At 44.3% G+C, this 11,963-nt stretch carries 10 protein-coding genes; 4 read left to right on the forward strand and 6 right to left on the reverse strand.

The window, feature by feature from the left end; genetic code table 11:
* Positions 1 to 506 precede the first annotated feature (506 nt).
* The 3 genes from DXA18_RS14980 to DXA18_RS14990 all read left to right on the forward strand — a co-directional run bounded on the left by DXA18_RS14980 (position 507) and on the right by DXA18_RS14990 (position 3,522).
* Positions 507 to 1,646: a glucose-1-phosphate adenylyltransferase gene (locus DXA18_RS14980; RefSeq protein WP_118384535.1), complete on the forward strand. Its 1,140-nt coding sequence runs from the start codon at positions 507 to 509 to the stop codon at positions 1,644 to 1,646.
* A 1-nt stretch (position 1,647) separates the two neighbouring features.
* Positions 1,648 to 2,760, forward strand: a complete 1,113-nt coding sequence (gene glgD, locus DXA18_RS14985) for a glucose-1-phosphate adenylyltransferase subunit GlgD (RefSeq protein WP_118384536.1) — start codon at positions 1,648 to 1,650, stop codon at positions 2,758 to 2,760.
* A gap of 105 nt (positions 2,761 to 2,865) precedes the next feature.
* The gene (locus DXA18_RS14990; RefSeq protein ID WP_118384537.1) at positions 2,866 to 3,522 is read left to right on the forward strand and encodes a YkgJ family cysteine cluster protein; all 657 of its coding nucleotides are present in this window, start codon (positions 2,866 to 2,868) and stop codon (positions 3,520 to 3,522) included.
* A gap of 46 nt (positions 3,523 to 3,568) precedes the next feature.
* Here the strand turns inward: DXA18_RS14990 and DXA18_RS14995 are convergent, their stop codons facing one another.
* The 6 genes from DXA18_RS14995 to DXA18_RS15020 form a co-directional block, all read right to left on the reverse strand.
* The gene (locus tag DXA18_RS14995) at positions 3,569 to 4,231 is read right to left on the reverse strand and encodes a hypothetical protein (RefSeq protein ID WP_118384538.1); all 663 of its coding nucleotides are present in this window, start codon (positions 4,229 to 4,231) and stop codon (positions 3,569 to 3,571) included.
* A 412-nt stretch (positions 4,232 to 4,643) separates the two neighbouring features.
* Positions 4,644 to 4,844: a hypothetical protein gene (locus DXA18_RS15000; protein WP_118384539.1), complete on the reverse strand. Its 201-nt coding sequence runs from the start codon at positions 4,842 to 4,844 to the stop codon at positions 4,644 to 4,646.
* 10 nt (positions 4,845 to 4,854) lie between these two features.
* Positions 4,855 to 5,733: a phosphoribosylaminoimidazolesuccinocarboxamide synthase gene (locus tag DXA18_RS15005; RefSeq protein ID WP_118384540.1), complete on the reverse strand. Its 879-nt coding sequence runs from the start codon at positions 5,731 to 5,733 to the stop codon at positions 4,855 to 4,857.
* 123 nt (positions 5,734 to 5,856) lie between these two features.
* Positions 5,857 to 6,156, reverse strand: a complete 300-nt coding sequence (locus DXA18_RS15010) for a hypothetical protein (RefSeq protein WP_118384541.1) — start codon at positions 6,154 to 6,156, stop codon at positions 5,857 to 5,859.
* A gap of 311 nt (positions 6,157 to 6,467) precedes the next feature.
* Positions 6,468 to 7,610, reverse strand: a complete 1,143-nt coding sequence (locus tag DXA18_RS15015; protein ID WP_118384542.1) for a mannitol-1-phosphate 5-dehydrogenase — start codon at positions 7,608 to 7,610, stop codon at positions 6,468 to 6,470.
* 58 nt (positions 7,611 to 7,668) lie between these two features.
* Positions 7,669 to 9,537: a PTS mannitol transporter subunit IICBA gene (locus DXA18_RS15020; protein WP_118384543.1), complete on the reverse strand. Its 1,869-nt coding sequence runs from the start codon at positions 9,535 to 9,537 to the stop codon at positions 7,669 to 7,671.
* A 223-nt stretch (positions 9,538 to 9,760) separates the two neighbouring features.
* On the opposite strand from DXA18_RS15020, the gene DXA18_RS15025 reads away from it, so the two are divergent.
* Positions 9,761 to 11,824 carry a PRD domain-containing protein gene (locus tag DXA18_RS15025; protein ID WP_118384544.1) on the forward strand — a complete coding sequence of 688 codons (2,064 nt, stop codon included), beginning with the start codon at positions 9,761 to 9,763 and terminating at the stop codon, positions 11,822 to 11,824.
* Positions 11,825 to 11,963 lie beyond the last annotated feature (139 nt).

Here is an 11,963-nt window from a genome sequence, read left to right on the forward strand (position 1 = left end):
GGACCCACACTTATTATATCATTGGAGGTTTTCTTATCTAGGGCTAAAGCCGTAAGGGGAACCACCAGCATAGCAGGTGGTTTTATTGTATAGGCATACAATAAAAAAGGCAGATGGCGCAATACCACTTCATACAATCTGCCTTACCTTATCTATATCATCTATATCATTCTGTCTGTAACCTCTTATGTCTTTCATAACCATACTCCTCTGGATCGATGGTCATTCTCATCCTCGCATTCATTGTTGCACTTTAGAATCAGAATAATTTTAGCAAATTCTTGTTTTATTTTACCGTTTCCTTTACCGCTTGTAAATACACCCCCCCCCGATTTTTGACACTGTTTGGCATTTAATACAAGCTTTATGTATTCTTTACCATTTTTCGATATGTCAATATTCCACCCCTAAATTTAATGGTTTTATTTCACAATTTCTATAGAAATAAACCTCAGAAAGTTGTACAATATTTCTATAGTATTATTGAAAGGAAAGGGGTTATTTTTATGAAGCACAACGAAATGTTAGCGATGATCCTGGCCGGCGGCCGTGGTTCTCGCTTGCACGAACTAACGAATAAAGTTGCCAAACCCGCAGTAGGCTACGGTGGAAAATATAGAATCATCGATTTCCCGATTAGTAATTGTGCCAACAGCGGTATTGATGTAGTGGGAGTATTAACACAGTATGAATCCGTTATCCTGAACAGTTATGTGGCTGCAGGCGGTCGTTGGGGACTGGATGCCAAGGACAGTGGCGTCTTCGTATTGCCGCCGCGCGAGAAAGCGGATGCCAACCTGGATGTATACAGAGGTACGGCAGACGCGATTTCCCAGAATATCGACTTCATCGATGGTTTCGGTCCGGAGTATCTGCTGGTGCTTTCAGGCGACCACATTTACAAGATGGATTATGACAAGATGCTTTCTTATCACAAAGAGCATAATGCCGATGCGACCATCGCGGTTATCGAGGTTCCTATGAAGGAAGCCAGCCGTTTCGGTATTATGAATACGGATGAAGATGGACGCATTGTTGAGTTTGAAGAGAAGCCGCCGCAGCCGAAGAGTAATCTGGCTTCGATGGGTATCTACATATTTAACTGGAAGCTGCTTCGCAAGATGCTGGTAGCTGATATGAAGAATGCCGAATCTAACCATGATTTTGGTAAGGATATCATTCCGGCACTTCTGGCAGACGAGCGTAAGCTGATGGCTTATAAGTTCAAAGGATATTGGAAGGATGTTGGTACGATCGATTCTCTCTGGGAAGCCAACATGGATCTCATAGAGACTCCAAGTCCGCTGGATCTGAGTGATCCGACCTGGAAGATCTACACAGAGGATACTAATTCTCTGCCACAGTATATCGGTGAGGATGCCAAGGTCAGCCATGCGTATATCAATCAGGGCTGCGTGATCGAGGGAGAGGTCAAGAATTCCGTGCTCTTTACAGGTTCACGCATTGCCCCGGAAGCTAAGATCATTGATTCGGTGCTGATGCCGAATGTTATCGTAGAAGAAGGTGCCGTAGTCACCCGCGCTCTGATTGCTGACGGCGTACGGATCGGTGCCGGTGCAGTTGTAGGTTCTCCTGACAGCGAACACATCGAATTAATAGCAAAACGTGTAAAGGGGGAAGAATAATATGAGCAGTGCACTGGGTATTATTAATTTTGCCAGCAATCTTACAAAAGTAGCCGGTCTGCAGGATTACCGGTCTGTCGGAGCAATCTCTTTCCTGGGCAGATACCGTGTGATCGATTTTCCAATCTCTAACTTCAGTAACAGCGGCATGGAAAACATCCACGTATACACACGCTGGAAACCGCGTTCACTTGCCGAGCATCTGGGAACCGGACGTCAATATAATATCAACTCCAAGCGCGGCAGACTGCATCTGCTCTTTGCAGAGGATGAACTGGACAGTCTGTATAGCAATGATATCTCTGCTTACATGGACAATATCGAAGTCATCGAGAATTCCTGCCATGATTATGTGATCGTCGCCTCCAGCTGTATGATCTTCAAGCAGGATTGCAAGGAACTGCTTGACCAGCATATCGAGTCTGGCGCAGACATTACCCTGCTGTATCACTCTACCGATAATGCAAAGGAACAATTCTTAACCTGTCAGACACTGGAATTGAATCGTCAAAAAGGTGTACTTTCCATTACACCAAACCGTGGAACAGCGAAGAATCGCCAGATCTTTGCAGGAACCTATGTCATGAGACGTGACCTGTTCATTGATATGATCAAGAAGGCTCATAACACATCTGCCATGTACTCTCTGATGGATTGGGTGAATCTCATGTGCAATGAACTGGATATCCGTGGCGTGGCTCATCGTGGTTACTTTGGATCTATTACTGATTTCAAGAGTTACTATGACACCAGCATGTCTCTGATCGATCTCAAGACCGCTCGCAGCCTGTTCGATCCGGATTGGCCGATTTATACACGTACGAGCGACAGCTGTCCGACACAGTATCTGGAGGGTGCAGATGTCAAAGCATCTGTTATTTCCAACGGATGCCGCATCGAAGGCACGATTGACCACTCCATTCTGAGCCGTGGCTGTATCATCAAAAAAGGTGCCGTAGTGAAGAACTGCGTAATCCTTCCGGATGTAGTCATCGGTGAGGATACCGTTCTGGAGAATGTAGTTGTAGATAAGCATGTACGTATCAATCACATCAAAGAAGTGAAGGGTACGCCGGAGCATCCGGGTTATGTGAAGCGCGGCGATCATTTATAAAAATATTAAGCAATACCGGTTTTAATGCGATATGGCATTGCAATTTCAAAGAAGAAAAACAGGCCTCAGTATTGTCTGAGGTCTGTATTCATGTAAAGGAGTACTATGTTACGAAATGTAGATCTGTCGGAGATCTCCGACGGCAAATTATATGATGCGAATGATATGGTAAAGGCTGACTGTAAGGGTTGTGAAGGATGTTCCGCCTGCTGCCGGGGCATGGGTAAGTCTATCGTCCTCGATCCGCTGGATGTTCACCGCCTTACTACAGGGCTTGGTGTTCCATTTGAAGCGCTTTTATCCCAGCATATAGAACTGAATGTCGTAGATGGATTAATCCTCCCCAACCTCAAGATGACCGAAAGCGCCGATGCCTGTCCATTCTTAAACGGGCAGGGTCGATGCAGCATCCACGCATACCGACCTGGCATCTGCAGGCTCTTCCCTCTGGGACGCTTCTACGAAAACGACAGCTTCCGGTATTTCCTGCAGGTGCATGAATGTCCGAAGCCGTCCAAAGCCAAGATCAAAGTCTATAAATGGCTGGATACCGATGATATACGCACCTACGAGCAATTCATCAGTGACTGGCACTATTTCCTCAAAGCACTTCAGGAACGGATTGCCGGAATGGAGGATCAGACACAGATACGTTCCATCTGTATGTACGTACTGCAGCAGTTCTACCTCGCGCCTTGCGAAGACTTCTATGAAGCATTCCAAGGAAGACTTGACGAAGCAAAGCGGTACTTTGAGATGTAAGATATGAGCCCCTCTAATACAAGATTAAAGGGGCTCGGGATTTATATTATCGTCTCCACTCGCAACTATTGATAATCTTTTCTATCTCTTCTACAGGCTCTCCAAGAAAATTCGCGATCTCTGCTATTGTTTTTCCATCGCTGTATACTTTTAGTATCATCTCTTTACGTCCTTCTCGTATGCCTTTTACTCTTCCCTCTGCCATTCCTTTCTCCATACCTGCCATTCTACCTTCCTCGAATCCCTCTTCTCTCGCTTCTTCTCTCTGAACTTCCATATCTAATTCATAATTGTAGTCTGCTATTAACATATTGCATACCTCGCTTCCTTTTCTTTGTAAGTACTCTTTTAGTATTCCTTGACTGATACATTCCTGAATTGCTATTTTGTATGCATCTTTCTTCCCTTGACACTGGTTATCACGTATCATTGCCATTAATTGACTATATTCTTTAAGTATTGGACATTTTTCCAAAATTTCATGCTGCTCTTCCAGATTAATATTAATAACACGAACTATGAGTTCCAGCATAGCTTCTGAATTCCGATCCTGTTTATACGAATCTGATAAGCGAAGCATTGTTTCTTTTATATATTTTTCCTTACCGTTATAAAATGTATAAAACTCTGGATATGGAAGTGCAATTCGTTTTTTCCTATAACGTCCTCTGTCTGGCACCAACTGTTCATATGCTCTTCCTGCATACAAGAAGCTCCTCAATGGAAACTTCCCCCTTCCATGCAGAAAAGAGGTTCGTTTGTGATACTTCTATAGCCAATATACTACAAATCATTCTTTTCTGCAACCGTTTTAAGCATACAAACTTTCAAGAAGCCTGTAGCTTTACACTTTACCATTTCATTCACTTGGTTTTGATTATTGGCGACTTTACCATTTTGACGTCTTTGATCATTATATTTTGCTCGAACGAGCGATTACAAACGCTTATATAGATTACATATGATATTATCACTACTTTAATTATATGTCAACAGTATCAGGTGGGGATTTTTAGTTTTTCAATATTTTTATGCTTGTTGCACAATCAGTCGAAGTACCCAAAGGTTCAAAAATCCCCTGCAGACTTTTCAGTCCACAGGGGAGTCTCATTTCAATATTCTTATAAGCTCATTTCTACCAGTCTTGCTACAGCCATGTCATCATCTTCCTGATAACCCTGCAGGCAGAGCATGATAGCACTTACATATTCTTCTGATACACCCAGCTGATTCTTAATATCCTGAAGCATCGTTCCGCTGGATGCAAGTTCACGGATCACTTTGATGTCCGCAGCCATTTCTTCAATTGATTTTTTCTCCATAAAGTTCTCCTTATGCGAGGGATTTTCCGGTCAGCAATTCATATGCCTGAAGATATTTGCCAATGGTCTTATCTACGATATCCTGTGGCAGTGTCCAGTCATCATGTGGATTAGACTTGAGCCAGTCTCTTGCAAACTGCTTGTCAAATGATGGCTGACCGTGTCCCGGCTCATACCCTTCTAATGGCCAGAATCTTGAGCTGTCCGGTGTAAGCATCTCATCGCCGATGATGATATTGCCATCCTCATCCAGACCAAATTCAAACTTGGTATCTGCGATAATGATTCCACGACTCAGTGCATACTCTGCACACTTCTTATACAGCGCAATGGTATACTCTTTTAACTTGGTTGCGTATTCTTCACCTTTGCCAGGGAAGCGTTTCTCCAGATACTCGATACTCTCTTCAAATGATATATTCTCATCGTGATCACCGAGTTCTGCTTTTGTAGATGGTGTGTAGATTGGCTCCGGCAGCTTGTCAGACTCTTTCAGTCCTTCTGGCAGCTCGATACCACATACCTTTCCGGTCTCTTTGTAGCTCGCCCATCCGCTTCCTGTAATGTAACCACGCACAATACACTCTACCGGCAACATATTCAGCTTCTTACAAAGCATGCTGTTACCATCGAATTTCTCCTGCTGGAAATATTCAGGCATATCCTTAACATCTACAGAAATCATGTGATTTGGCAGAATGTCCTGTGTCAGATCAAACCAGAATTTGGACATCTGAGTAAGTACGGTTCCTTTTTTGGTTACGGTATTGTGAAGAATCACATCAAAGCAGCTGATTCGGTCTGTAGCAACCATAATCATAGTATCACCATTATCATAGATCTCTCTGACTTTTCCTTCTTTGATCGGTTTCATTTCCTGTACACTCATCTTTCGCACCTCGGTATTAAACTTTTTTAATCATTCAGAGACAACAAAAATGTCTCCATACTTTTCCTGTAACTATATAACCGTACCATTACTTCCAGTCATTTGTCAATGGCGAAAACCACCTTAGATTGATACTACATTCGTACTATCTATCTTGATTTTTTCAATAAAACTATCTGATACGTCATAAAACTCTTGTATCTCCATATTGGAATAATTCTTTTTGATCATTTTTTGAATTGCTTCAATAGTTGCCTCTAATCTTCCTTCTGCTCTTCCTCTTTCTTCAATTCCATAAGACAAATTACACATGACATCCAACTCCTCTTTCATTTCATCACTTACATATATCTGCAAATCCTCTTGTAACAGCTTCACTTTTTCTTTTCCATTCAATCTATCCGAAAATATAACTCCCAGCATATGATGAAGCTCACTCTCCTTTTATTCTATACATACAAATAACTCAAGTCAATTATATTTGGGTAAAATAAAGATTCTTTAAAGAAATATAGTTATAACAGATATACGACGTAATCTTTTCTGTATGTTATCATATTTACATGAGCTTTTCAAGTATTTTATGTAACTTTTCGATTCTATGTTTTCCCAGCATAACAATCGAACGATCTAACATCCTTTAGCGACGTGCGCCGCCAGGCGCACATAAAAAATCGCCAGCACCGACTCTGTCGGTAACTGGCGATTTTCGCTCAGGGATTTTTCAATCCTTATTAATTCAGTTTTTCGTATTCTGCTACGATTGCGTCAAGCAGTCCTTCATCTGTCAGTCCTGTGATCTCTGCTGCAGCGGCACGTACGCCCTGGGCTCCTATCTTCTCCTGAAGTTCTACACTCTGCTTGTCGTTCGGATTATCATAATGCAATGCTGCACCTGCTCCGATTACCAGATGATCTACCGGAAGTCCGTATCCTGCTGCTGTCATCATAGGCTTGATCAGACGGTCTGTCGGGCTCAGCTTACGAAGAGGCTCACGACCTACTCTTGTTACATCATCCTGCAGATATGGATTCTTGAATCTGCCGATGATCTTTTTAATGTAAGCTGCATGTTTCTCTGGATCAAAGCCATACTTCTTGATCAGTCCAGCTCCGCTTTCTTTCATAGCTGCTGATACGATTCCGAAGATTTCTTCATCTGCGATCGCTTTATCGATGGTCGGGATTCCACGCAGATTTCCAAGGTATGCGGTAATGCAGTGTCCTGTATTCAGTGTGAAGAGCTTACGCTCAATGTATGCCATCAGATCATCGACCAGTGTCATACCTTCGATCTGTGGAAGTTCTCCCTTCAGTCCTGACTTTTCTACGTCCCACTCAAAGTATTCTTCTACTACTACGTCGATGAAGTTTTCGCTCTTAACCGGTGGTACGATACGGTCTACTGCACAGTCAGCGAATCCTACATACTCATCAGCATATGCTTTTCCGGCATCGCTCAGATTCTCATATACTGCTTTTTTCAGCTGAGAGGTTCCACGAATGGCATTCTCGCAGGCGATCATGTTCATAGGCTCTTTCACGCCATTTTCCATACGTTTCTCAATAGCCTGCGCGATCGTCGGTGCGATGCGCGGAAGAATCACAAGACCTACTGCTGTAGTTACCAGGTCTGCGGATGCGATCTCATCAATCGCCTCTGGCTTTGTAGAATTCACACCGCTGATATTTTCGATTTTCTGATCTTTACAATCTACGTCCATAACATGAACGGTATAAGTCTTATCCTCGTTGATCTTGTCAATGATTGCTTCTGCTACGTCGGCAAATACCACCTGATATCCTGACTGGCTGAGTAATGCTCCGATAAATCCACGTCCGATATTGCCGGCACCAAACTGTACTGCTTTTTTCATGATGCTCTCTCCTTCTTTTTATATATGATGCTGGGGGCAAAAGCCCCCGATTGTGGCATTAGCCAAATGTTTTCATAATTGTATCTGCGTCTGCGTTCTTCTTCAGGTTCTCAAGAAGTGCTTCATCCTCCAGACTTCCTGCGATATTTGCAAGGATTTCCAGATGTTCATCACCCACACCTGCGATACCGATGATCAGGTTTGCTTTCTCATTACCAAACTGTACTCCATCCGGGTACTGCATAACTACGATACCAGATTTCTTAACGGTCTCTTTCGCATCAGATGTACCATGTGGAATTGCTACTCCCATTCCCATGTATGTAGTAACAATCTTCTCACGCTCTACCATTGCATCGATATAATTAGCATCTACATATCCCAGATCACACAGGAGCTGTCCTGCTGCACGGATTGCTGTTTCTTTATCTACGCTTGCACATCCTGTCTTGATTCCTTCCGGAACAAGAATTCCTGCTTTTGTCTCTTTCTTTTCTTCAGCAGGTGCTTCTGCCTTATCTGCTTCTGCTGTCTTACCTGTTGTCAGTGTTTCCAGTTCTGCATACAATGCATCCAGATGTGGATCTGCAAGGAAGTTCTCCAGAGTGATCAGTCTTGCCTGCGGTGCGCTCTTAGCTGCACGATCCTTGAGGATCTCCTGACATACAACTACGTTAGCGTCTGCCGGTACATTGTCTACAGATGTGTTCGTTACGGTAATGCCAAGATTCAGATCTTTAATTCTGTTTCTGAACTTAGTAGCTCCCATTGCGGATGATCCCATACCTGCATCACATGCAAATACGATTTTCTTGATATCTTTTGCCTGTACATCGGCTCCGGATACTGTTGTAAGTCCCTTCGCTTCTGCTTTCATGCTGTCCTTCTTTGCCTGTGCATCTTCCAGACTCTTGTGATCTGCCATCTTAACGATTGGTGATGCAATCAGGAAAGATACTGCTGTTGCAATTGCTACTCCAAGGAATGTGATAACCATGCCCATTCCCTTTGGAGCCATTGACATGAATGCAATGATGGATCCTGGTGATGCAGGTCCAACCAGTCCGGCACCTGTAATTGTGTAGAATGTAATGGCACAGATATTACCTACGATTGGTGCGATGATCACAACCGGATTCATCAGGATATATGGGAAGTAAATTTCGTGGATACCACCCAGGAAGTGAATGATGATTGCTCCTGGTGCGGAATCTTTTGTTGCTTTATCTTTGCTGAATGCCCAGTATGCGAGTAGAACTCCAAGTCCCGGTCCCGGATTAGCTTCCAGCATATACATGATTGACTTTCCGGCCTGTTCTGCCTGCAGTGTTGCGATTGGTGTAAAGATACCATGGTTGATTGCATTATTCAGGAACAGAACCTTAGCAGGTTCAATAAAGATTGCTGCCAACGGGAGTAATCCGTGATTAACCAGTACGTCAACTCCGGCTGTCAGTACAACCAGTATACCAGCCATGAATGGTCCGATCAAATAAGAACCGATGATTGCAAGGATCATACCAAGTATACCGATTGAGAAGTTATTGATCAGCATCTCAAATCCTGCAGGCATATGACCTTCCATTGCCTTGTCAAATTTCTTGATCACCCATCCGCCAACAGGTCCCATTACCATAGCACCCATCAGCATCGGATAATCCGGTGCACCTACGATAACACCAATAACAGCGATGCCGCCGATAACACCACCACGGTCTCCTCCGACCAGCTTACCACCCTGATAAGCTACCAGGATCGGCAGAAGGTAGTTTAACATTGGTCCGTTCAGTGCTGCCAGCTTTGCATTTGGCAGCCATCCTGCTTCAATAAAAAGTGCTGTGATAAATCCCCATGCGATGAATGCTCCGATATTCGGCATTACCATTGCGCTCAGGAATTTTCCAAAACGTTGGATTTTGTTTTTCATAGTTACAGTCTCCTTTCATTCCATAAACAGATAACATCTTGTTTCTATGCTTTTATATTAAAATACCTCTGGGTTATTTTCAAACAAATGATATTGCAACTTTGGCGCAAACACTTTGTGACAAACCGCCTTTTTCCCTTTGTCATTATGTCGGTTATAGGTTATACTATATGTAACGAATGAAAGAACAAAACTAAGGAATGAAACGAGGAGGACGTTCGTTATGCTGCTCACCAAGCGTTCCGGGGATATCATCCGGGTACTGATCCGCTTTCCACAGGACAAGCCGATCACAACCGCGATCATCTCCGATGAACTTCATATCAGCAGCCGTTCCATCCAGAGGGAACTCCCCACTGTGGAAAAATGGCTCACCGCTAAGGGTTTCCGTTTTGTCCGTAAGCGCAGTGTAGGTCTGTTCTTAGACGAACCAGACGACCGAAGGAGAGAGCTTCTTACTCTGCTGGATGCCACAGGCACTGATATTCCATCCGCTGACGACAGACACAACCGTCAGCGACAATTACTGCACGCCCTGTTATTTGCCAGAGAACCGGTCAAGTCTCTGACTTTCATGGATCAGTTCGGCATCTCCGAAGGCACACTTACCAGCGACCTGAATCAGATTGAAAAATGGTTTGACAAATATCATCTGCGCCTGGTACGCAGGCAGGGGCTTGGCATCTTTCTTACAGGCAGCGAAACTGCCAGACGCCAGGCCGTTACTTCACATTTAAAAGATCAGAAAGCGATTCCGGAAGCTGAGATTTCCGAATCCATTACTGACAGCGTGGCGCAAATCGTCAGCGACGGAGCACGCACATTGCATCTGAATCTGTCTGACAACGGCTATCTTCGGCTCAACATGTATCTGTCCTACAGTGTCTGCCGGATCCGTCAGGGAGAATATATTACCGCAGAGGAAGCTGCTTTTGAAGACCTGACCATGGAACCGGAATTTGCTGTGGCAGAATATCTGATGCAGAAGCTACGACAGACGTTTCGGCTGCCGATCATCGAGAGCGAGACCAGATATCTTGCCATCTTCCTTACCGGAATCCGGATCTGGTCAGCGGAGCAACGAGATCTGACCAGCAAGCGCGACTTTGACGTACACCAGATTACCCTTGCCCTTATCCAAAATGTCAGCGAGATTCTGGATATTGATTTTGGCAGTGATCCGCAGCTCGCCAGAGAACTTGGCATGCACATCCAGCCGGCTATCGGACGTATCCGTGCCGGCATCCCGATCGAGAATCCACTGTTAGAGGATATACAGAACCGTTACGATGAAATATATCAGGCATGTACCGCCGGATGTATCTCGCTTTCCGCAAGCTATGGGCTGCCGTCTTTTCCGCCAAGCGAAGTCGGATTCATATCCATATATTTCTCCATGGCACTGGACAGACGGGCGAAGCTTGCCAGACGCATCTCGGTTATCATCGTATGCCCGACCGGTATCGGAAGCTCCAGACTGCTTGCCGAGAATCTGCACAAGGCTTACCCGGATCTGGATATCCGCGGCACCACATCAGCGTTCCATATCGAACCGGAAGAACTGGCGCAAAACGACATTGATCTGATTATTTCTACGGTCAGATTAGATACTACTTATCGCTATATCTATGTCAGCCCACTGCTGAACCGTCAGGACCGGATGCTGTTAGACTCCAAGTTCCAGTTGATCCTGTCACAGAAAAGTGATCGCAGACCACATGCAGAGAAGAAAGTACCGGAGACCTCTTTTACACGCAAGGATATTCATTTCGTCTCCCGTACAGGTGCAGAGATTGAGTATCTGTTGGATCACATACGGATCGGGCGCGCACCGGTGCTTCAGGAGCGTCACGAGATTCTTACATACGCCGCATCACTATTTTCTGATACTCCGGAAATGGAATCACATTTTTATGAGATCCTGAAGAAGCGAGATCAGATTGCCGACACATATATGAAGCCGTTCCATGCTCTGCTCCTGCATGGCAAAAGTCCGGATATCATGCATCCATGTTTTGGCTATGTTCACCTGGAACCACCAATTTATGAGAATGCGCGGATTATTCTTGGCGCAATTGTAACCTTTATCCCGGAAAATGACCCGGATCAGGTATCGGCTCCGATCGTCAGTGAGATCATCGGCTCTCTCATGGAACAACCGGAACTTCTGAAAGCATTAAGGGGAGATGATGACGAACGTTTCACCCTGTTACTGGAAACGTCATTGATGAAATTCTATAAAGAAACGGCTGCTGACCGGCTGAAGCTGTCAGCGCAGGACAAATAAACTGAGGATATTGATATCTTCTATCCCTCCAAAAAGACGCTGTGAAAGTCTTATGTTCAAGCTTTCACAGCGTCTTTAAATTCTTAACAATATAGATTATGCATTGTATCCGTCCGGATTCTGAGACTGCCAAGCACAC

This window comes from Dorea sp. AM58-8, assembly GCF_003464045.1.
In the GTDB taxonomy this organism is placed as follows: domain Bacteria; phylum Bacillota; class Clostridia; order Lachnospirales; family Lachnospiraceae; genus Claveliimonas; species Claveliimonas ammoniilytica.

Coding starts and splice junctions, on each gene's coding strand:
- DXA18_RS14980 (WP_118384535.1), top strand. CDS start 507: ATGAAGCACAACGAAATGTTAGCGATGATCCTGGCCGGCGGCCGTGGT.
- glgD (WP_118384536.1), top strand. CDS start 1,648: ATGAGCAGTGCACTGGGTATTATTAATTTTGCCAGCAATCTTACAAAA.
- DXA18_RS14990 (WP_118384537.1), top strand. CDS start 2,866: ATGTTACGAAATGTAGATCTGTCGGAGATCTCCGACGGCAAATTATAT.
- DXA18_RS15000 (WP_118384539.1), bottom strand. CDS start 4,844: ATGGAGAAAAAATCAATTGAAGAAATGGCTGCGGACATCAAAGTGATC.
- DXA18_RS15005 (WP_118384540.1), bottom strand. CDS start 5,733: ATGAGTGTACAGGAAATGAAACCGATCAAAGAAGGAAAAGTCAGAGAG.
- DXA18_RS15010 (WP_118384541.1), bottom strand. CDS start 6,156: ATGCTGGGAGTTATATTTTCGGATAGATTGAATGGAAAAGAAAAAGTG.
- DXA18_RS15015 (WP_118384542.1), bottom strand. CDS start 7,610: ATGAAAAAAGCAGTACAGTTTGGTGCCGGCAATATCGGACGTGGATTT.
- DXA18_RS15020 (WP_118384543.1), bottom strand. CDS start 9,537: ATGAAAAACAAAATCCAACGTTTTGGAAAATTCCTGAGCGCAATGGTA.
- DXA18_RS15025 (WP_118384544.1), top strand. CDS start 9,761: ATGCTGCTCACCAAGCGTTCCGGGGATATCATCCGGGTACTGATCCGC.